General features: G+C 59.5%; 20 protein-coding genes. 9 read left to right on the top strand and 11 right to left on the bottom strand.

Features of this window, described 5'->3' with window-relative positions; genetic code table 11:
• Window positions 1–29: 29 nt before the first annotated feature.
• Window positions 30–794, bottom strand: coding sequence for a TraX family protein (locus AB7M25_RS02785; protein ID WP_429386570.1), 765 nt, complete (start codon window positions 792–794; stop codon window positions 30–32).
• Window positions 795–927: 133 nt separating this feature from the next.
• On the opposite strand from AB7M25_RS02785, the gene AB7M25_RS02780 reads away from it, so the two are divergent.
• Window positions 928–1,965 carry a threonine aldolase family protein gene (locus tag AB7M25_RS02780; protein ID WP_429386568.1) on the top strand — a complete coding sequence of 346 codons (1,038 nt, stop codon included), beginning with the start codon at window positions 928–930 and terminating at the stop codon, window positions 1,963–1,965.
• Between the two features lie 266 nt (window positions 1,966–2,231).
• On the top strand, window positions 2,232–3,056 hold the full coding sequence (locus tag AB7M25_RS02775; RefSeq protein ID WP_429386566.1) for an SDR family oxidoreductase: 825 nt from the start codon (window positions 2,232–2,234) through the stop codon (window positions 3,054–3,056).
• Between the two features lie 125 nt (window positions 3,057–3,181).
• On the opposite strand, the gene gbcB is transcribed toward AB7M25_RS02775, so the two are convergent.
• Window positions 3,182–4,282, bottom strand: coding sequence for a glycine-betaine demethylase subunit GbcB (gene gbcB, locus AB7M25_RS02770; RefSeq protein WP_429386564.1), 1,101 nt, complete (start codon window positions 4,280–4,282; stop codon window positions 3,182–3,184).
• Between the two features lie 295 nt (window positions 4,283–4,577).
• On the opposite strand from gbcB, the gene gbcA reads away from it, so the two are divergent.
• Entirely contained in the window at window positions 4,578–5,873 is a 1,296-nt protein-coding gene (gbcA, locus tag AB7M25_RS02765; protein ID WP_429386562.1) for a glycine-betaine demethylase subunit GbcA, read from the top strand.
• A 775-nt stretch (window positions 5,874–6,648) separates the two neighbouring features.
• Here gbcA and AB7M25_RS02760 read toward each other — a convergent pair.
• From AB7M25_RS02760 to AB7M25_RS02725, 8 genes are all read right to left on the bottom strand, one after another.
• Window positions 6,649–7,815: a retroviral-like aspartic protease family protein gene (locus AB7M25_RS02760; protein WP_454238330.1), complete on the bottom strand. Its 1,167-nt coding sequence runs from the start codon at window positions 7,813–7,815 to the stop codon at window positions 6,649–6,651.
• Window positions 7,816–8,040: 225 nt separating this feature from the next.
• Window positions 8,041–8,607 carry a GNAT family N-acetyltransferase gene (locus AB7M25_RS02755; RefSeq protein WP_429386721.1) on the bottom strand — a complete coding sequence of 189 codons (567 nt, stop codon included), beginning with the start codon at window positions 8,605–8,607 and terminating at the stop codon, window positions 8,041–8,043.
• A gap of 148 nt (window positions 8,608–8,755) precedes the next feature.
• Window positions 8,756–9,526, bottom strand: a complete 771-nt coding sequence (gene etfB, locus AB7M25_RS02750; RefSeq protein WP_218473380.1) for an electron transfer flavoprotein subunit beta — start codon at window positions 9,524–9,526, stop codon at window positions 8,756–8,758.
• 15 nt (window positions 9,527–9,541) lie between these two features.
• Window positions 9,542–10,762, bottom strand: a complete 1,221-nt coding sequence (gene etfA / locus AB7M25_RS02745) for an electron transfer flavoprotein subunit alpha (protein ID WP_258682801.1) — start codon at window positions 10,760–10,762, stop codon at window positions 9,542–9,544.
• Window positions 10,762–12,705: a dimethylglycine demethylation protein DgcB gene (dgcB, locus tag AB7M25_RS02740; RefSeq protein ID WP_429388505.1), complete on the bottom strand. Its 1,944-nt coding sequence runs from the start codon at window positions 12,703–12,705 to the stop codon at window positions 10,762–10,764. Before dgcB ends, etfA begins: the two co-directional genes overlap by 1 nt.
• Before the next feature lie 154 nt (window positions 12,706–12,859).
• Window positions 12,860–14,920, bottom strand: a complete 2,061-nt coding sequence (dgcA, locus tag AB7M25_RS02735) for a dimethylglycine demethylation protein DgcA (protein ID WP_007975506.1) — start codon at window positions 14,918–14,920, stop codon at window positions 12,860–12,862.
• Window positions 14,921–14,935: 15 nt separating this feature from the next.
• Window positions 14,936–15,466, bottom strand: coding sequence for a DUF5943 domain-containing protein (locus AB7M25_RS02730; protein WP_007975505.1), 531 nt, complete (start codon window positions 15,464–15,466; stop codon window positions 14,936–14,938).
• 78 nt (window positions 15,467–15,544) lie between these two features.
• Entirely contained in the window at window positions 15,545–16,522 is a 978-nt protein-coding gene (locus tag AB7M25_RS02725; RefSeq protein ID WP_007975504.1) for a dipeptidase, read from the bottom strand.
• A gap of 224 nt (window positions 16,523–16,746) precedes the next feature.
• Between AB7M25_RS02725 and AB7M25_RS02720 the strand changes: the two genes are divergently transcribed.
• From AB7M25_RS02720 to AB7M25_RS02700, 5 genes are all read left to right on the top strand, one after another.
• Window positions 16,747–17,148 carry a lysozyme inhibitor LprI family protein gene (locus tag AB7M25_RS02720; protein ID WP_429388502.1) on the top strand — a complete coding sequence of 134 codons (402 nt, stop codon included), beginning with the start codon at window positions 16,747–16,749 and terminating at the stop codon, window positions 17,146–17,148.
• A 212-nt stretch (window positions 17,149–17,360) separates the two neighbouring features.
• Window positions 17,361–17,615 carry a type II toxin-antitoxin system RelE family toxin gene (locus tag AB7M25_RS02715; protein ID WP_429388501.1) on the top strand — a complete coding sequence of 85 codons (255 nt, stop codon included), beginning with the start codon at window positions 17,361–17,363 and terminating at the stop codon, window positions 17,613–17,615.
• Complete coding sequence (locus tag AB7M25_RS02710; RefSeq protein ID WP_007975501.1) at window positions 17,599–17,922, top strand: helix-turn-helix domain-containing protein; 324 nt, start codon at window positions 17,599–17,601, stop codon at window positions 17,920–17,922. The genes AB7M25_RS02715 and AB7M25_RS02710 overlap by 17 nt, the downstream gene beginning before the upstream one ends.
• 32 nt (window positions 17,923–17,954) lie before the next feature.
• The gene (locus tag AB7M25_RS02705; protein WP_429388499.1) at window positions 17,955–18,371 is read left to right on the top strand and encodes a DUF3010 family protein; all 417 of its coding nucleotides are present in this window, start codon (window positions 17,955–17,957) and stop codon (window positions 18,369–18,371) included.
• Window positions 18,372–18,533: 162 nt separating this feature from the next.
• Entirely contained in the window at window positions 18,534–21,278 is a 2,745-nt protein-coding gene (locus AB7M25_RS02700; protein ID WP_454236956.1) for an RHS repeat domain-containing protein, read from the top strand.
• On the opposite strand, the gene AB7M25_RS02695 is transcribed toward AB7M25_RS02700, so the two are convergent.
• A complete protein-coding gene (locus AB7M25_RS02695) occupies window positions 21,275–22,270 on the bottom strand; it encodes a GlxA family transcriptional regulator (RefSeq protein ID WP_429388495.1) in 996 nt (331 codons plus the stop codon). The genes AB7M25_RS02700 and AB7M25_RS02695 overlap by 4 nt on opposite strands.
• A 210-nt stretch (window positions 22,271–22,480) precedes the next feature.
• Here AB7M25_RS02695 and AB7M25_RS02690 point away from each other — a divergent pair, with 210 nt between their 5' ends.
• Entirely contained in the window at window positions 22,481–23,425 is a 945-nt protein-coding gene (locus AB7M25_RS02690; RefSeq protein ID WP_007975498.1) for a choline ABC transporter substrate-binding protein, read from the top strand.
• The last annotated feature ends 20 nt before the right edge of the window (window positions 23,426–23,445 follow it).

Here is a 23,445-nt window from a genome sequence, read left to right as displayed (position 1 = left end):
CAATCGCTGGCAAGCCAGCTCCTACAGAGTCAGGCGATAGCCTGGCGCAAGGCCAAAAGAATGAGGAAATGCACGGGATACAGCGCATACGCCCAGCGCCGCATCGGTGGTGGATTTACGCCCTTGGCATGTCGCAACAAGAACAGCCCGAGCCATGGCGCAATCAGACAAGCGGCGATGGCCGGAATGGCCGCGTGATTGCCCAGCCGTGCCGCGTGATACAGCACCTGCCATTGATTGGCCGCCAGACAGACCAGCCCCGCCAACAGCGCGAAATACCAGGGTCGTTGGAACACCAGCAGCATCACCCACGGCAACAACACGCCAAAGAAACCGAACATCAGTCGCTCTGAGAAAATGCCCGCCAGCACCAATGCGCCAGCTGCCAGCAGTCGCGATGCAAGCACCGGTTGCTGCCAGCCACGAACCACCAGCAAGCCCAGGGCAAGGGTGGGCAGCACGTTCAAGGTGTCGGGATGCGGAATGAACATCCGGTAAGGAATTTCACTCACCGCGCTAAACAGCAACAACCAACCCAGGTAGCGCCACTGGCTACCGGTCGTCGTAGTCCGCTCGCGCGCCAGATTGGCCGCCATCGCCAGGCAGAACCACGGAAACGCCAGGCGTCCCGGCACATACAACCAATCGGCGGAATAACCGACATATCGCAGGTGATCGAGCACCATGCTCAATAGCGCCAGCCACTTGAGCAGATCCAGTGCCCCGTCGCGCTGCTTTAAGTGCATGGCCTTGTGCATCGTCTTGTGCATGTTCTTGTGCATTGTCGCGTGCATAATTGCCCTTCGACACTGTATTTTTCCCGACAGCGACATCCTGTGCGCTCCACCTGACGATCTTGGGTACAGTGCGCACCCTCATTGACCACGGGACGCTTCACCATAGGCATCTCGACCACGGAAGCAGGCCATGACCGACAAGAGCCAACAATTCGCCAGCGACAACTATTCCGGCATCTGCCCTGAAGCCTGGGCTGCCATGGAACAGGCCAACCACGGCCACCAGCGCGCCTATGGCGACGACGAATGGACCGCCCGCGCGTCCGACGATTTCCGCAAACTGTTTGAAACCGATTGCGAAGTGTTTTTCGCCTTCAACGGCACTGCCGCCAACTCGCTGGCGCTGTCCTCGCTGTGCCAGAGTTACCACAGCGTGATCTGCTCGGAAACCGCTCACGTCGAAACCGACGAATGCGGCGCCCCGGAATTTTTCTCCAACGGCTCCAAGCTGCTGATCGCCCGCACTGAAAACGGCAAGCTGACCCCGGACTCGATCCGCGAAGTCGCGCTCAAGCGCCAGGATATCCACTACCCGAAGCCTCGCGTGGTGACCCTGACCCAGGCCACCGAAGTCGGCAGCGTCTACACCCCGGACGAAATCCGCGCCATCAGCGCCACCTGCAAGGAACTGGGCCTGAACCTGCACATGGACGGCGCACGCTTCTCCAACGCCTGCGCGTTCCTCGGCTGCTCCCCGGCCGACTTGACCTGGAAGGCCGGCGTCGACGTGCTGTGCTTCGGCGGCACGAAAAACGGCATGGCGGTGGGCGAGGCGATTCTGTTCTTCAACCACAAACTCGCCGAAGACTTCGATTACCGCTGCAAACAGGCCGGGCAGCTTGCTTCAAAGATGCGCTTCCTGTCGGCACCCTGGGTCGGCATCCTGGAAAACGACGCCTGGCTCAAATACGCCCACCACGCCAACCGCTGCGCGCAATTGCTGGCCGAACTGGTCAGCGACATTCCTGGCGTGGAGCTGATGTTCCCGGTGCAGGCCAACGGCGTGTTCCTTCAACTGTCGGAGCCGGCCATCGCCGCACTGACCGCCAGGGGATGGCGCTTCTACACCTTCATCGGCAACGGCGGCGCACGCTTCATGTGTTCGTGGGATACCGAAGAAGCGCGCGTGCGCGAGCTGGCGCGGGATATCCGAGAAGTCATGGCATAACCGCGATCCCGTGTGGCGAGGGGGCTTGCCCCCGTTCGGCGGCGCAGCCGTCGTAAAACCGACTCATGCGATCTGCCTGTCAGGTCGCGTGCTCAGGCGATGGGCCTGCCGCGCAGGCCAACGGGGGCAAAGTCCCCTCGCCACAGGTTCGCTCACCTCTTCCCTGCCCACATTCAGTCACATCTCTTGCCGCAGCGCCTGAACGACTTCGTCTACATTGTCTGTCGAGCCGATCCGCTCACATAACAACAATCAGGAGCGTCAGCATGTCATTGCAAGGCAAAACCCTGTTCATCACCGGCGCCAGCCGCGGTATCGGCCGCGAGATCGCGCTGCGGGCCGCACGCGATGGGGCCAACATCGTGATCGCCGCAAAAAGCGCCGAACCCCATGCCAAGCTGCCAGGCACGATTTTCAGCGTGGCCCGGGAAGTGGAAGCCGCAGGCGGCCAGGCGCTGGCCTTGCAGGTGGATGTACGTGAAGAGGATGCCGTACGTGAGGCGCTGGCCCGGGCCAACGAACATTTCGGCGGTATCGACGCACTGATCAACAACGCCGGGGCGATCAAGCTGACCGGGGTCCAGCACCTTGAATTGAAACGCTTCGACCTGATGCACCAGATCAACACCCGTGCCGTATTGCTGTGCAGCCAGGCTGCGTTGCCCTACCTGAAGAAGTCCGGCGGCCACATCCTCAATCTTTCCCCGCCGCTGAACCTGGCCACCAAATGGTTCGCCCAATACAGCCCATACACCGTCACCAAGTACGGCATGAGCATGCTGACCCTGGGCATGAGTGAGGAATTCAGGAATTACAGCATCAGCGTCAACTCGCTGTGGCCACAGACCATGATTGCCACTGCGGCCATCGAGTTTCAGCTGGGGTCGAAGGAATCGTTCAAGCATGCGCGAACGCCTGCGATCATGGCGGATGCGGCGCATGTGATTCTGAGCAGCACAAACCGCAGCCTGACAGGGCGGTTGTTGATTGATGAGGAAATTCTGCGGGAGAGCGGCATTACCGAGTTCGAACACTACCGGTTCGCGCCCGACAGCAGCGACAAGCTGATGACAGATCTGTTTATTGACTAAAAACCTCCCCTGTAGGAGCGAGCCTGCTCGCGATGAACCTGAGAACGCCGCGGGGTGCCAGGTTGCCAGCGTCATCGTTGACGTCCATCGCGAGCAGGCTCGCTCCTACAGGGGATTCGCGGCTGTCAGTACTCGATGCGCACGTCGCCCTTCGGCACGCTGCAGCATGACAGGATGAACCCTTCGGCTTCGTCTTCCTCGGTGATCCCGCCGTTGTGTTCCATCTCCACTTCGCCACCCAGCTTCAACACCTTGCAGGTGCCGCAGATGCCCATGCCGCACGCTTTCGGAATCATCAGGCCAACCTTGGCCGCCGCCGCATGCACGGTCTCGCCAGGGGCCACGCGGATGCTCTTGCCGGAGGCGGTGAACTCCACCTGATGCAGGTCCGCCGCATCGACTTCCGGTGCCTCGGCCGCTTGCTCTGCATGTTCTACCGCATCGGCGCGCGCCTCTGGCGGGGTCGCACCGAAGGATTCTTCGTGGTAACGCGACATGTCGAAACCTGCGCCTTCCAGCAAACGCTTGACCGCGTTCATATAGGGTGTCGGGCCGCAGCAGAATACTTCGCGCTCAAGGAAGTCAGGCGCCATCAATTCAAGCATTCTGTGGTTCAGGTAACCGCGATAACCGGCCCAGGGCTCACCCATGCCGTGCTTCTCGCAGATCAGGTGCAGGTTGAAGTTTTCGATCCGCGACGCCATGTGCTCCAGCTCGCGGTGGTAAATGATGTCTTTAGGCGAACGGGCGCTGTGGATAAACACCATGTCGACATTGCCGTTGGTGTCGTAGAACCAGCGCGCCATGGACATGACCGGCGTGATACCAACGCCGCCGCTGAGGTAGAGCACCTTCGGCGCGGTGAAGTCCATGGCATTGAACAGCCCCACCGGGCCGTGCACCGCCAGCTCCTGACCTTCGTGCAGGGTGTCGTGCAGCCAGTTAGAGACCTTGCCGCCCGGCACACGCTTGATGGTCACCGAAAAGCTGTAGGGTACCGACGGCGAGCTGGAAATGGTGTACGAACGCATGATCGGCTGGCCTTCGATTTCCAGCTCCAGGGTGACGAATTGCCCCGGTTTGAAGAAGAACAGGATCGGCTGGTCGGCCATGAAGCAAAAGGTGCGCACATCCCAGGTTTCCTGGATGACTTTGACGCAACGGACGATGTGTCGACCATTGGCCCAGGTCTGGGTGGTTACCGGATTCAGGAAGCTGTTGGACATGCTGATCTCCACGGCCGACTGTCGGCCTTCATGTTGGCGATTCTGCGTATAGCGCGGATCACCCATTTACCTATCTGCGACATCGACATGCTTATCGCGACCAGCCCCCAACGACCGGGGCTTGCGCGTCGGGAACAGATTGCACCATGTCGCCCATGGATAAGGTTCTGGCCAGCGCCGGCCCCACACTCGCCCCATACCAAGACACATTCTTTACACCTTGCGTAGCAACCCTGAGCAGCACCCCTGATTAGCCACTTTCGCCGGCCACGCAGATGGCCTTGAGGATTAAACGATGGACGTCACTACTACCCTGAGCCTGGGCGATCCGCTGGAACCCGCACGCAAGGCCACCGCGCAGATGCTGCAGGAGCGCGAGCGCACGTTCTCGCTGCCGCAGCCGTTTTACTCCGACGAGCGCCTGTTTGATATCGACATGCAGGAAATCTTTCAGAAAGAGTGGCTGATCGCCGGCATGACCTGCGAGATCCCCACCAAGGGCAACTACCTGACCCTGCAGGTCGGCAAGAACCCGATCATCGTGATCCGCGGCGCCGAAGGCGTGGTGCACGCGTTCCATAACGTCTGCCGCCACCGTGGCTCGCGCCTGTGCACTAGCGAGAAGGGCAAGGTCGCCAAGCTGGTTTGCCACTATCACCAATGGACCTACGAACTCGACGGCCGCCTGCTGTTCGCCGGCACCGAGATGGGCGCCGACTTCGACATGAAGCAGTACGGCCTCAAACCGGTGAACGTTAAGACCGCCGGCGGCTACATCTTCATCAGCCTGTCGGAGAATCCACCGGCCATCGATGACTTCCTGTCGACGCTCAACCACTACATGGAACCGTATGACATGGAAAACACCAAGGTGGCGGTGCAAACCACCTTGATGGAAAAGGCCAACTGGAAGCTTGTGCTAGAGAACAACCGCGAGTGCTACCACTGCAACGCATCGCACCCGGAACTGCTGAAAACCCTGCTGGAATGGGACGACGTCACCGACCCACGCGCCGACCAGGCATTCAAGGACCACGTGGCCGCCTCCGCCGCCGCCTGGGAAGCCGAGAAGATCCCCTACGCCCACGCCAGCTTCGGCCTGCGCAACCGCATCGTGCGCATGCCCCTGCTAAAGGGCACCGTGTCGATGACCATGGACGGTAAACAGGGCTGCGCCAAGCTGATGGGCCGCATCAAGAACCCGGACCTGGGCTCGATGCGCATCCTGCACCTGCCGCACTCCTGGAACCACTGCATGGGCGACCACATCATCGTGTTCACCGTGTGGCCGATCAGCGCCCAGGAAACCATGGTCACCACCAAGTGGATCGTGCACAAGGACGCCGTCGAAGGCGTGGACTACGACGTGGAGCGCATGCGCCAGGTCTGGGACGCCACCAACGACCAGGACCGTCGCCTGGCCGAAGAGAACCAGCGCGGCATCAACTCCACCGCGTACCAGCCTGGCCCGTACTCCAAGACCTATGAGTTTGGCGTGGTGAACTTCGTCGACTGGTACAGCGAGCGTCTGCTGAGCAACCTGGGGGCCGAGCCTGCACCGTACCTCAAAGGCGTTCCGGTCCAAGGCTAAATCCACTCCCTGTAGGAGCGAGCTTGCTCGCGATGAGCCTGAGAACGCCGCCGGGTGTCAGGTTGCCAACGTTATCGTTGACGTCCATCGCGAGTAGGCTCGCTCCTACAGGGGGCTTGCCCGTCATTCATAGAACTGTACGAAATATGACCTATCTCGTTCAGGCCTATGCCCGCCGCACCTTCCAGCCTTCCGCAAACAAGTTATCCACATCTCCACCCACAGCTATTGGGGACAACTGTGGAAATGCTGGAAATTTTCTTCACGAAAACCAAAGAAAAACCGTGACTTATCCAGAAGCCTGCTTCCGCGAGTGGACTGGTCGTTTTTTGACCTGAAGCCTGAAAGCCACGGCCTGCATGGCGTTCAGAGGATGGCGAACACCTTATCCACAGAAGCGCCAACAGACTTTGGGGTTAACTTGGAAAGCTCTGTGGAAAACCGCTGAAACCTGGAAAAATCCAGCGTTTGCGTGAAAGCCGACTATGCAAAACCGCCTTTTGATCATTTTATGATCAGATGCCTGCACACCTCTGTTTATAAGGCCTGCAGCCGATAGCAAACATCTTATCCACAGAAGCGCCAACAGAGTTTGGGGGCAAGTCTGCATCAGCGCCAGCACTTATCCCCTTGAAAAAGCTTGAAAAAATCACGCCCGAGGCTGGTTGTTTTTTGAACGACGCCTTGCAGGGCTTGATTTGTATGGGGTGTAGCGAGGGGCGAACATGTTATCCACAGAACCACCAACAGGGATTGTGGGTAAACACCGGGTTATTCAAACTTTATTGAAGCATGAGCGACCTGAGTCGAGATCCAGGTTCAATTCAAAGTCCTTGAAGGCGCGCCAACCGAGCACTATCGACGGCACGTATTGCCCGCCCAGCAGCGACGGCGGGATGGTGAAGCCCGGGTAATATTTGTAGCTGACCGCCATGATGTTGCCTTGCATGACCAATACTCCGTCGAAGCGTTGAAAGTGCTTGTTGTCGCCGGTGTAACCGTTCGAGCTTCCTGGTGTCAGTGCCTGCACGGCATCGACCTGCCTGCCAGGTGACGCGGCCGTCAGATAGTCGACATTTCCCGTATCGATGATGGCCTGTGTTGTCCGGCTATCCAGCTGAGCGGCAACCACCAGCCGCTGGTTGAGATCCACGCGGCTAAAGGCAATGAACGCATCGCAGCGCCTGGCTGGTGCAGGATTGAGTTCCAGGGCGCTTCTGGTGATCTTCAAGCGCCCCAGTTTGCTGATCAGGTCCAGCCCCAATAAATTATCCCGGTCGCTGACAAACACCAGGACATTCCTGAACTCGTGCGTGCCGACTTTGAGTGACCGGAGAATGCCCAGCCTGGCGGCCAGGCCCTTTTCGCCATAAAACGTGCTGTAGCGATACTCAGCATCGGGCAGCAACCTGATGCCCATCTGTTTCGCAGTGTCGATGTTGACCCGGGTTTGCGGTGCCCCCGTGTCCAGTACAAAACGCGCCGAGGCGCCGTTGGCCGCGCCGACCTCGATAAATGGCAGCACTTCCTCAGCGGTGTAGAAGTCGTTGGCATACGGATGCAGCGGCAGTACCTCATGCCGCGCCGAACCGCTGACCGAGAAATTGCCAGTCGTCGCCAGGATAGCCAGTGATTTGTCGCCGAACATGGAGAACAGCGGTTTCAGATCGGCGCTGGCCTCTATCGCCCGGGCATGCCTGCCCTTGATCGCCAGATAGTATTCGGGGAGTTGGTTGGCGACCTTGGCTTCGAGCATTCTGGCCAGGACTGTCACCGAACAGTCGAGGTGCTTATCGGCATCCAGCACCTTGTCGCACTGTTGCCGCAACTGAGCCAGGGAGGCGTTACGCCCCTGTTCGGTCTCGACCCACTGATAGAAGTCCTGATCGGCCGCGGGTGCTTTTGTCTGGACGGCAGACACCAAGCCTGTGGATACCCACATGGCCGTAAAAAAGAGCGCCAAAAGAGCGAAAGTCTTCATATTCAAGCCAGTCATAAAACCGGGTTTTATGAGTCAGCGCTGAATGCCTGAAAACTCCCGAACGCGTGCCGCACCCTTGATCAGCGCATAGAAAACTGTAGCTCACCGCCCTTGTCAGCGTGGTGCCAGAAAAAGATGGGTGGCGCTGTGGATAACTGTCGCGGGTCGAACACTCCCCGATCCAGCTCAGGGTCTGTGCATAAGATAGGCGTCGCCGGTGACGCGGATCATGGGATGAGGGGTGACCTGGCAGGTCTTGATGATCCCGAAGCCGTGTCGCTCGTAAAAACGCCGGGCGCCAGTGTTGGCGGCATAGTCGATCAGGCTCAGGCCATTGAGCCCCAGCCGGTCGGCACGTTCTTGAGCATGGGCGAGAAACTGCATGCCCAGCCCCCGGTTACGCCAACCTTCATGCAGGGCCAGGCTGGAGATATACAGGGTGTCGGGCACTTCCATGTCGGCATAAGGCGCCAGCACCGGGTCGCTCGTCGGCACCGCCAGTGGATCGTGGCGCATCGCGTAACTGTGCATCATGCCAATGACCTGGCCATCGGCCTCGGCAATCAGGCAGTTCTGGTAGGAGAAATCGACGTCGTCCCGGGCATATCGAATGGCGCCGACGTCCAACAGATCCTGGCCGGGCTCTGCGATCTGACTCCAGATGTAATCTGAAGCGCCCTCGGATGAAATCTGGAACAACCGCGCAATCTCACGCGCATCCGCGCGCACTGCCGAACGAAATTCAACTGCCATTGCTCCCCCATGAGTTTCGGTGAGATGAAGCTTTTCTGTGGAAGCGGGCTTGCTCGCGAAAGCGGCGGGGCAGGCGATATTCATGTCGACTGACACGCCCCCTTCGCGAGCAAGCCCGCTCCCACATTTGATCCAGGGTGACTATTTGTCAGCGGACCACACCCTCTTCAATCAGCAACTTGAGGATCGCTTCAGCCCCCGCTTGTGCCGTCACGCCCTTGAGCACCTGCCCGCCACCACCACTGGCCTTGGCCGTCGCGGCTTTCATGCGGTCGGCGCCGCTCTTGGCCTTGATCACTTTAAGGCGCTTGGGCCGTGGCTTGGCCGGTTGCAGGCTGGCAACCGCGAGCAGTTCATCATCGACGACTTCAACGTCCTGCGCTTGCAGCACGCCGCGTCGGGCCGGGCCATACGCGCTCTGGCGAGGTTTGGGCGCGGCGTTGTCCACCGTTGCCAGAAACGGCAGGCGCACCTTCAGCCGACGACGTTGACCGCGCGGCAAGGCTTGCAGCACCAGCGCCGAACCGCCATCGATGGACTCGACCTGTGCCAGCCCCACCACCAGCGGCCAGCCCAGGCTCTCAGCCAGCAGGAAGGGCAACATGCCCGAGCCTTCACCGGTTTCCGCCTGGCTGCCGGTCAACACCACCTGAGCACCGGCATCGCGCAGATACTCGGTCAATGCCGGCAGCGCATCGGCACCCTCGGGTTGCTCAAGCACATGCAACTGTTCCAGGCCCATGCCCAGGTAAGCGCGCAATGCAGGCTCGGCGACATCGCCGGCATGCAGCACCTGCAAGTTATCCCCAGCCAGTTGCAGTCCCAGTTCCACCGCCCGCGCATCCTGTTCCGCGCGACGCGGCCGACCGGACGTCGGGTGGGCGCCGATGGACACCAGGCTGATGATTTTCGTGCTCATAACCCTTTCCTTCCCTTAAGCCGCATCGCGCTTGGCGTCGTTGCGGTAAGCCTCTACCGCGTCGATCAAGGCTTGAAGAATCTCCGCGCTCTCGCCGATCACCGAGAGGTCGGCACGCTTGATCATGTCGCAACCAGGGTCGAGGTTGATCGCCACCACCTTGTCGCAGGCACCGATGCCCTGCAGGTGCTGGATCGCCCCGGAGATCCCCACGGCCACATAGACCCGTGCAGTCACCCAGGTACCGGATGCCCCGACCTGACGATCGCGGGCCATGAAGCCGTCGTCCACCGCCACCCGGGATGCGCCTTCGGTGGCGCCGAGGGCTTCGGCGGTCCTGTGGAAAAGTCCCCAGTCCTTGACCCCGTTGCCGCCGGAGAAAATGAACTCGGCCTCGGCCATCGGAATCGCCGCCGGGTCCACCGCCACCGCGCCCAGATCTTCGATCCGCGACAGGCTGCGCGCCACGGTTGTGGATAACTCCACCGGCAATGCTTCATGACGGGTTTCACTGACCGGTTCGGCGCACTCGGCAGCCGCCAGAATCAAACGCGCCAACGGACGGGCAAGGTCTTGCAGACCGGCACCGGCGCGGCCGATGCATTCCTGATCCTTGACCTGCCAGACCCGAGTGGCCGGGCGTTCGCCCAAGGCAGCGGCAAAGCGCCGACCCAGTTCCCCGCCACCGGTGCGACTGTCCGGCAACAACCAGTGACGCGGGCTGAACTGGTTATCCACAGCCCGCAAGCCCTGGACCCGTTGTTCCGGCGCATAACCGTTGAATGCTTCGCCTTCCAGCACCAGCAGGCGGTCAACGCCCGCCGTGGCAAAAGCGCTTTCCTTGTGCTCGCCGAACACCACGGCCAGCACCGCGCCGTCCTTGCCGGCCAGTTGATGGGCCAGGCCGAGCAGGTCGCGGTCGTGACTGCTCAAGCGGCCACCGACCATGTCCGGCACCACGCTGATGTAAAACGCCGGTGCGGCCACCTGATGCAATGGCAATTGCACTTCAACCGCGGCTGAACGTTTGGTCGTCCCGCCCTGCTGGGCGCCGCTGCGGTCGATGCGCTTGATGCCATTGGGGCCGATAAAGCCAATGCCATGGGGATTCTTGCGGATGACGCCGTTCGGCCCCATCCAGCTGTGTTGCGCCGGCTGCATCGCCGCGTGCAGCGGATGCAGACGGTTGCGGGCGATCCATTCGGCCCGAGGGTCGCGGCGGATAATGTCGCTCATCAGTGGGCCTCCGCAGGTTCGCGCTTGGCGGGTGTCTTGGCAGGCGCGGCGTCGTCGAGCAACGCGTCGGCCACCAGTTCGGCGATGTCCTTGATCAGCGGTCGGGGTTCGACCACGCCTTCGAGCATCGCGGTGCACTGCGGACAACCCACAGCCACCAGTTCAGCACCGGTTTCGCGGATGTCTTCCATGCGCATGTCAGGAATGCGTTGCTTGCCCGGAATGTCGGTGATCGGCGCACCGCCGCCGCCACCGCAGCAGCGAGAGCGGAAACCGGAACGTTGCATCTCTTTCACTTCGATCCCGAGCGCGCGCAGTACCTGGCGCGGCGCCTCGTATTCGCCGTTGTAGCGGCCGAGGTAGCACGGGTCGTGGTAGGTCACGCTGTCGCCTTTGTGCTGACCGAGGTTCAGCGCGCCAGCATCGATGATTTCCGCCATGTAAGTGCTGTGGTGCTGCACCAGGTAGTTGCCGTCGAAGGCGCCATATTCGTTTTTCAGCACGTGGAAACTGTGCGGATCGCAGGTGACGATGCGGTTGAAGCTGTACTTGGCCAGGGTCTGGATGTTGCGCTTGGCCAGCAATTGGAAAGTGGCTTCATCGCCCAGGCGCCGGGCCACGTCACCGCTGTCGCGTTCTTCGAGGCCGAGCACGGCGAAGTCGATTTTCGCCGCCTTGAGCACTTTGACGAAAGCGCGCAGGGTGCGCTGGTTGCGCATGTCGAAGGCACCGTCACCGACCCAGAACAGCACGTCGGTGGATTTCTTTTCGCTGAGCAGGTTGAGGTTCAAGTCTGCCGCCCAGTTCATCCGCCCGCCCGGCGCAAAGCCGCCCGGGTTGTCGGTGGCGATCAGGTTTTCCAGGACTTCGGCGCCCTTGTTCGGGGTCGCGCCTTTTTCCAGGGTCAGGTGACGGCGCATGTCGACGATGGCATCGACGTGCTCGATCATCATCGGGCACTCCTCGACGCAAGCGCGGCAAGTCGTGCACGACCACAGGGTCTCGGCGTCCACCAGGCCGTTGACGATCGGTTGATGCGGATTGCCGGCGTGCTCGCCAATCGCTTTGCCGGGATATGGGCTGCCAGCGAATTTTGCATCGGTGCCACCGGCCAGGCCGATGACCATGTCCTGAATCAGTTTTTTCGGGTTCAGCGGCTGGCCGGCAGCGAAGGCCGGGCACGCTGCTTCGCATTTACCGCACTGCACGCAGGCGTCGAAGCCGAGCAATTGGTTCCAGGTGAAATCCTTGGGTTTTTCCACACCCAGTGGCGCACTCAGGTCGCTAAGGTCCAGCGGCTTCAAACCGGTGGAACGGCCACCGCCAAAGCGTTCGGCGCGACGGTGCCAGGCCAGATGCAAAGCACCGGCAAAGGCGTGCTTCATCGGCCCGCCCCAGGTCATGCCGAGGAACAGTTCCGACACGCCCCACAACACACCAACCCCGAGAATCGCCGCCAACAGCCAGCCACCGAAGTTTTCCGGGAGGATGCCCGCCACCGGCAGAGTCACCAGGAAGAACGAGGCCGAGAACGCCAGCAGGCTTTTCGGCAGGCGCATCCACGGGCCTTTCGACAGACGCGCCGGCGGGTTGCGCCGACGCAGGTATACGAAGATCGCGCCGACGAACATCACCGCCGACATCAGCAGCAGCGCATAGCCGAGGAAGCGGTTATGCAGGCCAAAACCGTGCACCAGAATCGCCAGCACGATGGACGCCACCGCACCGCCGGCCGTGGCGACGTGGGTGTTGGCAATGTATTTGTCCCGCGCCACCACATGGTGCAAGTCGACCATGTAGCGCTTGGGCATGGCGAACAGTCCACCGATCAGGTCGACTTTCGAAGCCCGGCCCCGGCGCCACATGGCCACCCGCCGCAACGCCCCCAGGACACCAAGGCCCAGGGCTGCGAACAACAGGATTGGAAGAAGGGTGTTCAACATGGTGAAGCTCCCACCAGAACATCTTGGAGAAACGCGGTCAGCGGTTCCTGTGGGAGCGGGCTTGCCCGCGAAAGCGGTGGGTCAGTCGACATCAATGTCGGCAGACAGATTGCATTCGCGGGCAAGCCCGCTCCCACAGGGTCAAGTGCAGCCTTTAGAAATCCTTGCACAACCGCAGCGCGTCATAGATCGCCGCGTGCACGTTACGCTGGGCCACGCAGTCGCCGATGCGGAACAGCAGGTAGCCGTCGCCACTCTGTTCCAGGCAAGGTTGCGGCTTGATCGCGAACAAGGCTTCGACGTCGATCTGGCCTTTGTTGCGCGAGCCTTCCTTCAGCGCGTAGTAGATTTCTTCGTCCGGACGCACGCCGTTTTCCACGACCACCTGGTCAACCACCCGCTCCTCTTTGGCACCGGTGTATTCGTTTTCCAGTACCGCCACCAGCTTGTCGCCTTCGCGGTAGACCTTCTCCAGCATCATGTCGCCGGTCATGATCACTTCTTTCGGGTACATGCTGCGGTAGTAAGTCGGGAACGATGTACCCCCGATGGCCACGCCCGGCTTGATGTCGTCGGTAACGATCTCGACCTGGCTGCCCTTGTCCGCGATGAAGTCGGCGGTCGACATGCCGGTGAATTCGCAAATGGTGTCGTAGACCAGCACGTTCTTGCCCGGTGCAACCTTGCCGTCGAGGATGTCCCAGCTGCTGACCACCAGGCCTTCAGCCGCGCCCCAGTGTTCGTTCTGCTCGATGAACGGATGACCGCCGACAGCCAGCACCACCACGTCCGGACGCAGGTCCATGATGGTAGGCGCGTCAGCCGCGGTACCCAGACGCAGGTCGACTTTCAGCCGCGCCAGTTCCAGTTGATACCAGCGGGTGATACCGGCGATCTGGTCCCTTTGCGGGGCTTTCGATGCGGTGGTGATCTGCCCGCCGATGAATTCCTTTTTCTCGAACAGGGTCACGTCGTGGCCACGCTCGGCGGCCACGCGGGCGGCCTCCATCCCGGCAGGACCGGCGCCGACCACCACCACCTTGCGTTTCACGCCAGTGGTTTTTTCGATGATGTGCGGCAGGCCCATGTATTCACGAGAAGTCGCGGCGTTCTGAATGCACAGCACATCCAGGCCCTGATACTGACGATCGATGCAGTAGTTGGCACCGACGCATTGTTTGATCTGGTCGATCTGGCCCATTTTGATCTTGGCGATCAGGTGCGGGTCGGCGATGTGCGCGCGGGTCATGCCGACCATGTCGACGTAACCGCCTTCCAGGATACGTGTGGCCTGGTTCGGGTCCTTGATGTTCTGCGCGTGCAGCACTGGAACCTTGACCACTTCCTTGATGCCGGCAGCCAGATGCAGGAACGGCTCCGGCGGATAACTCATGTTCGGAATCACGTTGGCCAGGGTGTTATGGGTGTCGCAACCCGAACCCACGACGCCGATGAAGTCGAGCATGCCGGTATCGTCGTAATACTTGGCGATCTGCTTCATGTCTTCGTGGGACAGGCCATCCGGGTGGAACTCGTCACCACAGATGCGCATGCCCACGCAGAAATCGTCACCGACCTCGGCGCGTACGGCTTTCAAGACTTCCAGACCGAACTTCATCCGGCCTTCGAAGGTGCCGCCCCATTCGTCGGTACGCTTGTTGACCCGCGGGCTCCAGAACTGGTCGATCATGTGCTGGTGCACCGCCGACAGTTCGACGCCGTCCAGGCCACCGGCCTTGGCGCGGCGGGCCGCTTGAGCGTAGTTACCGATCACCCGCCAGATCTCTTCCGGCTCGATGGTTTTGCAAGTGGCACGGTGCACCGGCTCGCGCACACCCGACGGCGACATCAGCGTCGGCCAGTTGAAGCCGTCCCAACGCGAGCGACGGCCCATGTGGGTAATCTGGATCATGATCTTGGCGCCGTGCTTATGCATGGCATCGGCCAGATTCTGGAAGTGCGGAATGATGCGGTCGGTGGACAGGTTCACCGAACTCCACCATTCCTGCGGGCTGTCGATGGCCACCACGGACGAACCGCCGCAAATCGCCAGGCCGATTCCGCCCTTGGCTTTCTCTTCGTAATACTTGACGTACCGATCGGTGGTCATGCCGCCGTCGGTGGCATAAACCTCGGCGTGCGCGGTGCTGAGCACGCGGTTACGGATGGTCAGTTTGCCGATCTGGATCGGCTGGAACATTGCTTCGAAAGCCATGGCGGGTTCCTCGACTTACAACGGCTTGACGATGAACAAGCCGTCTTCGTGGCCCTCTTCGGAGCCACCGTAGACTTGCTCGGCCACGGTGCGGATCTTGCTGCCGCGAGCGGCGAGGATCTGGTCCATCGCGCCGGCAAACCAGCCAGTGAACATGTAGTCGACCTTGCGCCCGACCTTGCCGTACACGTAGACGAACGCCGAGTGTTCGAGCTTGACGCTGGCGGTACCTTTATCGAGGTCGATGTCCTGGATCTTGAACAGGCCCCAGCCGCGCTGCGACAGGCGCTTCATGTAGTGCTCGAACACCGCGACGCCTTCCAGGCCATGGCATTCGGCTTCTTTTTCACACCAGTGCCAGGCGGACTTGTAGCCGGCCTTGTAGAGGATTTCGGCATAGGCTTCAGCGCCCAGCACTTCCTCGATGCCCATGTGGTTGTTGACGAAGAAATGCCGTGGCACGTACAGCATCGGCAGGGCGTCGGATGTCCAGACACCGGTCTCGCTGTCGACTTCGATTGGCAATTGCGGGGCGATCTTGGCCATGGAAACTTAACTCCAGAAAAATTTTGGTGTTGCCCCCGGCGCGGGCGGCCGGGGGAAAGGATTCAGAGGTGCAGTGGCTTACTCGCCCCAGACGTCCTTGAGGACGCTTACCCAGTTTTCGCCCATGATCTTGCGCACCACACGCTCGGAGTGGCCGCGCTTGAGCAGGGTTTCGGTCAGGTTCGGGAACTCGCCCACGGTGCGGATGCCCAGCGGGTTGATGATCTTGCCGAAGCTGGTCAGGCGGCGGGCGTAGCCCTTGTCGTGGGTCAGGTATTCGAAGAAGTCCTGGCCATGGCCCTGGGTGAAGTCGGTGCCGATGCCAATGGCGTCTTCGCCGACGATGTTCATCACGTACTCGATGGCTTCGGCGTAGTCGTCGATGGTCGAGTCGATACCCTTGGCGAGGAATGGCGCGAACATGGTGACGCCGACAAAGCCGCCGTGGTCGGCAATGAACTTGAGTTCTTCATCGGACTTGTTGCGTGGGTGCTCCTTGAGCCCCGACGGCAGGCAGTGGGAGTAGCAGACCGGCTTTTTCGACTCGAGGATGACTTCTTCGGAAGTCTTGGAGCCGACATGGGACAGGTCGCACATCACACCAACGCGGTTCATCTCGGCGACGATTTCGCGACCGAAGCCCGACAGGCCGCCATCACGCTCGTAGCAACCGGTGCCCACCAGGTTCTGGGTGTTGTAGCACATCTGCACGATGCCCACGCCGAGCTGCTTGAACACCTCGACATAGCCGATCTGGTCTTCATAGGCATGGGCATTCTGGAAGCCGAAGAGGATGCCGGTCTTGCCCTGCTCCTTGGCCTTGCGGATGTCGGCGGTGGTACGCACCGGCATCACCAGGTCGCTGTTCTCGCGGATCAGCTTCTGGCTCGCGGCAATGTTGTTGACGGTGGCCTGAAAGCCCTCCCACACCGACACGGTGCAGTTGGCTGCGGTCAAACCGCCCTTGCGCATGTCTTCGAACAGTTCACGGTTCCACTTGGCAATAATCAGCCCGTCGATAACGATGCTGTCGGCGTGCAATTCGGCTGGGCTCATCAGGCTGTCCCCTTATTAGCGATTCATGCGCCGAATCGTCTGCCGGCGCTTTGGGGCCAGCATATGCCTCGGTGCCTCGGCGACCGGGTGCAAAAACGACAGGGGGTTTGCCGAAAGCGTCAATCCGCGACAAAGGGTCGTCGCCAGGCACAATCAGCGACCTGTTCAAGGCCCTCGGCTTGGGCCAGAATTCGCTGCATCACTGGAATAGAGCGGCGACCTGAATGAAATCCATCCTTCTGGCTTTGGCATTGATTGCGACCGGCGTACACGCAGCGGAGGAGTCCGACGACAACCCGTGCGATAAAGTCGAAAACGACGTCCAGACCCTCGAGTGCTCGGCCTTCAGCAAAACCACCGCCGAAGACCTGCTCAAGGAAAACCTCCAGGGCCTGACCGACCGCATGCAGTCGCAATACGGCAAAAACCCGTCGCAACTGGCCGACATCACCGCCAAGCTCAAGGCTGCCCAACAGCAATGGCTGAAGACCCGGGATGCCGACTGCGCCGTCGAAGCCTTCCCGGCCACGAGTGGCAGCAAGGCTTTCACCATTGCCCAGAATGATTGCATTGCGCGGATGAGTGATGAACGGTCGGAGTTTTTGGAGTCGATTGGGCAGGAATAGTCCTGAATATTCCGTTGAAAGCTGGCACTGCGTCCAGCTTTCAACATCACTTTCCCTTCTTCCTACAACACGTTCTGACCCCGCCGACACGTATTGCCTGGAAGCCCCAATCTGTGGGCTTTTCATGCAACATGCTGACAATTGTTGTTGATTGTGCACCTGAAAAATATAAGCAAAGATTCGCAAATCTTATAAAAGACTTATATTCTTCCATGAACAGCATTCACTGGACTCGAAAGGCCGTTAAGCAACTCTTGAGATTGCATTCCGTTCACCAGATCCAGGTTCGTGATGCCATCACGGCGCTCACAGGCATGCCTGAGGTAGGCAATGTCAAAGCACTGGTCGGTCATGACTACGCTTATCGGCTGCGTGTCGGTAATTACCGGGTTATGTTCGACTGGGATGGCGCGATCAAAGTGGTCAGTATTCTAGAGGTCAAAAAACGCGATGAACGCACCTACTGACATCCAAATCATCAACGACGCCGAAGGCAATCCAGCCTTTGTTGTCATTCCCTATGCACAATACGTGGCACAGAAAATCGAGCCCGATTTGATCCCTCACGAGGTGGTGAGCCGCATTGTCGATGGCGCTACCCCAATCCGCGCCTGGCGCGAACACTTGAACCTTACCCAGGATGAAGTGGCCAAACGAATGGGTATATCCCAGCCGGCATTTGCCCAACAGGAAACGGTCGCCAAGCCTCGCAAGGCCACCCGCGAAAAAATCGCCGCGGCGTTTGGTATCACCGCCACTCAACTTGAGCTGTAAGCTGCACGCTTCAGCCAGTAAAGGGATTCAACATGAAAGTCTGCGGCATCGAAATCAAAGGCAGCGAAGCGATCATCGCCGTGGCCACGCTGGACGGCCAGGCGCTGAGCCATGTCGCGCTCGCCACCAAGAAAATTGCCCTGGACGATGATGACGAAGCCGCCAACGTCAAAGTGTTCGCCGCTCAGGTCTCCTCCTTTGTGCGCGAGAACTCCATCGACCGTATCGCGATCAAGAAGCGCAGCAAGAAAGGTGAATTCGCCGGTGGGCCGACCACGTTCAAGATCGAAGGGGTTTTCCAGTTGCTGGAGAATTGCGAAGTGACGCTGCTGTCGCCGCAGACCATCACGGCGCAGTGCAAGAAATTCAATGTCGAGCTGCCGCAAACGCTGAACAAATATCAGCACGAGGCCTATAAGGCAGCGTGTTCGGCGTTGATGAAGAAGTAAGCTGATCCCAAAAGACCCAACCGGCGCCAGCTCCCACAGGCGCCGTCTTGCACCTTCACCCACTGGCGCTCACAAACAGACATAAACGTGTCATTTCTGATAGTTAAAAAGCTCAAGGCCAGGCGCATACATTGGAACTTTCCATAAGCGCGCGACTATCACATGGCCAACTTCCTGCCGAACTACATTCACGACGCCACCCCAACCCTGATGGCACAGGACCCGCGCCGCCAGTCGATTCGTACCGTGACCTACTACCGTGCCCACCTGGAACAAACACCTGAACCGCGAATCAATCGCCAGACTTACAACCCGAACGGGCACCTGAGCGCCGGCTGGGACCCACGTCTGTGGGCAACGCAGGGCCAGCCTAATCTGAGCATGGTGTACGCCCTCTCCGGCGAACCATTACTGAACAACAGTGTTGATGGCGGCTGGAAAGCAAGACTGCCGGGCGCCAGCGGCGAGCTTCAATTCGAGTGGGATGGCCGGAACAATCAACGTCAGATCGAGTACGACAACCTGTTACGCCCGATCGCCATCTCAGAGCAAGCTGTCAACGCTGCCTCTGCCACGACTGAGCGGATGGTCTATGCCGACAGTGGCGCCGAGTACAGCCCACATAATCAGTGCGGACGCCTTATTCGCCACGACGACACGGCTGGCTGTCTGCATCTCGAGGAATACAGCCTAGCGGGCGCTCGGTTAAGCGAATCCCGACAGTTCATGAACGAGCTGTCCACAGTCAATTGGCCAGAGCGCTTGACTGACCGCGACAGCAAACTCGAAGCCGAAGGTGAAACCACCCAATGGCGTTTCAATGCCCTGGGCAACCTGGTGACCCAGACCGATGCTCGGGACAACCAAAGGCTATTGGGCTATGACATCGCAGGCCAGCTCATACAGGTAGCCCTCAAACGCAGGCATCTGCCGGACAAAACGCTACTCAGTAACAGGCGCTACAACGTCAGTGGTCAGATCGAGCACGAAACTGCCGGCAATGGTGTTACGACAACTCGCCGTTATGACCTTCAAAGCGATCGCCTGTTGCAACTCACCTCAAGCCGTTCAGGCCATGCTCTCCAGGATCTTGCCTACACCTACGATCCTGTCGGCAATATCACTCGGATCCGGGACTCGGTCGCAGCGATACGCTACTTCAGGAACCAGCGTACTGACCCCGCCAACCACTATCGATATGACACGCTTTCTCAACTGATAGAGGCAAGCGGTCGAGAATCCGTTGCCGCGAGCCAGGGTCCCTTAACGCGCCCGTCGCAATCGACAGTGACAAGCAGCTACAAACAGACATTCTCATATGATCCCGCGGGAAACCTGAAAACCCTCATCCATGAAGGCCTTCGAGGTTACACCCGTGAGATGGTGAGCGAGCCTTCAAGCAACCGAAGCCTGACTAAACCGCAGACAGGCGAACCGGACTTCATCAAGAGCTTCGACAGCAACGGCAACTTGTTGATCCTGTCCCCTGGCGCACAAGTCATGCACTGGGACAGTCGCAATCAACTCAGCGAGGTCATTCAGGTCACCCGACACGATGAACCGAATGATGATGAACTCTATCGATATGACGGCCACGGCCAGCGACTACGCAAGGTACTCCATCGCAAGACAAAATCTGCAACCTTAACCAGCGAAGTGCGTTATCTGCCCGGGTTGGAGATCCATTACAACGGTCGCGAAGAAGTACGGTATGTCGTGAGTGCTGATGCCGACGGTTGCAACGCGCGGGTTTTGCATTGGCACGAAGACCCGCCCGAAGGCATTGCCAACGACCAGATTCGTTACAGCCTGGGCGATCACCTTGGATCCTGCACACTGGAACTTGACGAGGATGCCACGCTGATAAGCCAGGAGGGTTATTACGCCTTTGGCGGCACCGCCTGGTGGCTCGCCCGAAGTGAAACCGAGGCCAGCTACAAAACACTCCGATACTCCGGAAAGGAGCGGGATGCCACTGGGCTTTACTACTACGGGCTTCGTTACTACGCTCCTTGGTTACAGCGCTGGATCAACCCGGATCCAGCGGGTGACATTGATGGTTTGAACCGCTACCGGATGGTTCAGAACAATCCACTGCGCTTCAAGGACAGCCAAGGCCTTGCACCGGTTGAGCCCATGAATGAAATGGAACAGGAAATGATCGCCGCCGGGCAGGAAATACTTTATCGGCGGGCAGATGATTTACCGAAAGAACAGAGGCGTGAATTCGAGAGCGATTTCTCTGCCATGATCGACTTCACGAATAATGCGATTTTGTCCCTCAACGAGCCAAAACTTTCCAAAGAGACGCGAGCAAAACTGAGGAATATCTACGGTCAAAGAAAGAGCAAACAATATCTGAGAATTGCTGCGATGGCGGCCAAAGAAAAACTTGAAAACATCCTTTCTGGCGCAATAGAGGATTATGTTAGCGGTGATCGTTTTGTCTTCACCGCGAACAACCCAAACTACCCTAGCGAGCTGGCATTTTCAGACCCGCTAGAAACAAAAGCGAATATGTTTATTTACTTTAACGTCGAGGCACGCGAACAATCAGCAATGTACAGAGCAGGGACAATCTTTCACGAACTTAGCCATGTTCATGCAGAAACCCATGACTACTGGTATTTATTTTCCGCCTCCTCGCGTGAGCATACGGAAAGGGCCAGTGAGGCAATCATGGAGGACGTCATTGAACAATCCTTACGGATTGCGGAAAGCACTCCAGACCTATCAAAAATCGGAGACAGGCAAAAAAGCTCCATACAAGAACATGTACGCCTAGCACAAGAAACGTACCCAACTTCGGAGCTCCAGATATGGAATGCCCAAATAGCAATCACCACTCACAACGCTGACAGCCTTACCGCTCTAGCCCTCCAGTTCAAGTCCCGGCAGTTGCACTAAATAACTGGCGTCTCTGTGGGAGGAGGTTGCGGCACACCGGCACCTTGCCGACCGCCAACACTATGCCGATCCTCCCGCGGACAACGCTCATATTTCGCCCGATAACTGCGGGTGAAATACGACGGCGATTCAAACCCGCAGGCAATGCTCACTTCAAGCACGCTCATGTCGGTCTGCCGCAGCAACTGCCGTGCTTTTTCCAACCGTAACCGCAGATAGAAATTGCTCGGCGTGTCGTTCAGGTGCAACCGAAACAGTCGCTCCAGCTGCCGCCGCGTCACCTTGATCGATTCCGCCAGTTCCAGGGTGCTGAGCGGCGGTTCGCTGTGCTGCTCCATCTCGCCAATCACATGCACCAGTTTCTTGTTGCTGATGCCGTAGCGCGTGGCGACTTCCATGCGTTGGTGGTCTTTGCGCGGGCGGATGCGGCCGAGCACGAATTGCTCGCTGACCTGGATCGCCAGATCGGGACCGTGGGCCTGGGCGATCAGATCCAGCATCAGATCAATGGAAGCGGTGCCGCCGGCGGAGGTGATGCGCCGGCGGTCGATCTCGAACAATTCCTGGGTGACGCTGAGCTGTGGATAAGACTCCTTGAAGGCGTCGATGGCTTCCCAGTGCAGGGTCAGGCGATGACCGTCGAGCAAACCGGCCTCGGCGAGGATGAAACTGCCGGTGTCGATGGCGCCAAGGGTCACGCCTTCGTTGTCCAGTCGGCGCAACCAATGCTCAAGTGCCGGGGTCGCGAATTTCAGAGGTTCGAAGCCGGCGACCACCAACAAGGTCGCGCCCTTCTTCAGCGGCTCCAGCGCCGCATCGGCGTTGACCGACATGCCATTACTGGCCAGCACTGCCCCGCCATCGGCGCTCAGCACATGCCAGCGATAAAGCTCGCCACGAAAGCGATTGGCAACCCGCAACGGCTCGATGGCCGAGATAAATCCGATGGCCGAGAAACCCGGCATCAACAAGAAGTAGAAATCCTGGGACATGGGGCGCACTCGATTGGCGGGGAGCAAGAGGGCGGGTAGCGTGAGGATGTAGATACGCCAGTTGCAAGCGGCTTTCAAGAGCACAGGTCGCTGCAGTGCAAGAGCTGGTCGCCGCAGTGCGCTTTCATCGGTGCTTTGCTGCGTAACTTGGCATCACCGGCGCATCAGACACCGGAACTCACAATAAACGAACTGCCGAGGAACCTGAGAATGAAACGACTGATCAGCAGCTGTGTTCTTGCACTCAGTGGTACCGCGTTACTGAGCGCCAGTGTCATGGCCGCCGAACCCGCCGCATGCCAGAACGTGCGCATGGGTGTAGTGAACTGGACCGACGTGATCGCCACCAGTGCCATGACCCAGGTATTGCTCGATGGCCTCGGCTACAGCACCAAACAAACCAGCGCCTCCCAGCAAATCATCTTCGCCGGGATCCGCGACCAGCGTCTGGACCTGTTCCTCGGGTACTGGAACCCGCTGATGACCCAGACCATCACCCCGTTCGTCGATGCCAAACAGGTCAAGGTGCTTGAAGCGCCAAGCCTGCAAGACGCCCGCGCGACCCTCGCCGTGCCAACCTACCTCGCCGACAAGGGCCTGAAAACCTTCGCTGACATCGCCAAATTTGAAAAAGAACTGGGCGGCAAGATCTACGGCATCGAGCCTGGCTCGGGCGCCAACACCCAGATCAAGGCGATGATCTCCAAGAACCAGTTCGGCCTCGGCAAGTTCCAGCTGGTCGAGTCCAGCGAAGCCGGCATGCTCGCCGCGGTGGATCGCGCCGTGCGTCGCAACGAAGCCGTGGTGTTCTTCGGCTGGGCGCCGCACCCGATGAACGTCAACGTGAAAATGACCTACCTCACCGGCAGCGACGACGCCCTCGGCCCGAACGAAGGCAAGGCCACCGTGTGGACCGTCACCGCGCCGACCTACGCCGAGCAATGCCCGAACATCGGTCGCCTGCTGAGCAACCTGACGTTCACCGCCGAAGACGAGAGCCGGATGATGCAGCCACTGCTGGATCACAAGGACGCTCTCGAGTCGGCCAAACAATGGCTCAAGGATCACCCGCAGGACAAAAAACGCTGGCTTGAGGGTGTCACCACCTTCGATGGCAAACCGGCCGCTGAAAACCTGCAACTGACCAGTAAATAAACCTGAACCCACCACCGTCT

This window comes from Pseudomonas sp. AP3_22 TE3818 (assembly GCF_053628995.1).
This window is presented reverse-complemented; position numbering and strand designations above follow the sequence as displayed.

What these genes read in the sequence shown, in the direction of transcription:
- dgcA (WP_007975506.1), bottom strand. Translation starts at nt 14,920, where the DNA reads ATGGCTTTCGAAGCAATGTTCCAGCCGATCCAGATCGGCAAACTGACC.
- AB7M25_RS02710 (WP_007975501.1), top strand. Translation starts at nt 17,599, where the DNA reads ATGAACGCACCTACTGACATCCAAATCATCAACGACGCCGAAGGCAAT.
- AB7M25_RS02720 (WP_429388502.1), top strand. Translation starts at nt 16,747, where the DNA reads ATGAAATCCATCCTTCTGGCTTTGGCATTGATTGCGACCGGCGTACAC.
- AB7M25_RS02780 (WP_429386568.1), top strand. Translation starts at nt 928, where the DNA reads ATGACCGACAAGAGCCAACAATTCGCCAGCGACAACTATTCCGGCATC.
- AB7M25_RS02725 (WP_007975504.1), bottom strand. Translation starts at nt 16,522, where the DNA reads ATGAGCCCAGCCGAATTGCACGCCGACAGCATCGTTATCGACGGGCTG.
- etfA (WP_258682801.1), bottom strand. Translation starts at nt 10,762, where the DNA reads ATGAGCGACATTATCCGCCGCGACCCTCGGGCCGAATGGATCGCCCGC.
- AB7M25_RS02690 (WP_007975498.1), top strand. Translation starts at nt 22,481, where the DNA reads ATGAAACGACTGATCAGCAGCTGTGTTCTTGCACTCAGTGGTACCGCG.
- AB7M25_RS02755 (WP_429386721.1), bottom strand. Translation starts at nt 8,607, where the DNA reads ATGGCAGTTGAATTTCGTTCGGCAGTGCGCGCGGATGCGCGTGAGATT.
- AB7M25_RS02705 (WP_429388499.1), top strand. Translation starts at nt 17,955, where the DNA reads ATGAAAGTCTGCGGCATCGAAATCAAAGGCAGCGAAGCGATCATCGCC.
- AB7M25_RS02785 (WP_429386570.1), bottom strand. Translation starts at nt 794, where the DNA reads ATGCACGCGACAATGCACAAGAACATGCACAAGACGATGCACAAGGCC.
- AB7M25_RS02760 (WP_454238330.1), bottom strand. Translation starts at nt 7,815, where the DNA reads ATGTGGGTATCCACAGGCTTGGTGTCTGCCGTCCAGACAAAAGCACCC.
- dgcB (WP_429388505.1), bottom strand. Translation starts at nt 12,705, where the DNA reads ATGTTGAACACCCTTCTTCCAATCCTGTTGTTCGCAGCCCTGGGCCTT.
- AB7M25_RS02775 (WP_429386566.1), top strand. Translation starts at nt 2,232, where the DNA reads ATGTCATTGCAAGGCAAAACCCTGTTCATCACCGGCGCCAGCCGCGGT.
- AB7M25_RS02730 (WP_007975505.1), bottom strand. Translation starts at nt 15,466, where the DNA reads ATGGCCAAGATCGCCCCGCAATTGCCAATCGAAGTCGACAGCGAGACC.
- gbcB (WP_429386564.1), bottom strand. Translation starts at nt 4,282, where the DNA reads ATGTCCAACAGCTTCCTGAATCCGGTAACCACCCAGACCTGGGCCAAT.
- AB7M25_RS02700 (WP_454236956.1), top strand. Translation starts at nt 18,534, where the DNA reads ATGGCCAACTTCCTGCCGAACTACATTCACGACGCCACCCCAACCCTG.
- AB7M25_RS02715 (WP_429388501.1), top strand. Translation starts at nt 17,361, where the DNA reads ATGAACAGCATTCACTGGACTCGAAAGGCCGTTAAGCAACTCTTGAGA.
- gbcA (WP_429386562.1), top strand. Translation starts at nt 4,578, where the DNA reads ATGGACGTCACTACTACCCTGAGCCTGGGCGATCCGCTGGAACCCGCA.
- AB7M25_RS02695 (WP_429388495.1), bottom strand. Translation starts at nt 22,270, where the DNA reads ATGTCCCAGGATTTCTACTTCTTGTTGATGCCGGGTTTCTCGGCCATC.
- etfB (WP_218473380.1), bottom strand. Translation starts at nt 9,526, where the DNA reads ATGAGCACGAAAATCATCAGCCTGGTGTCCATCGGCGCCCACCCGACG.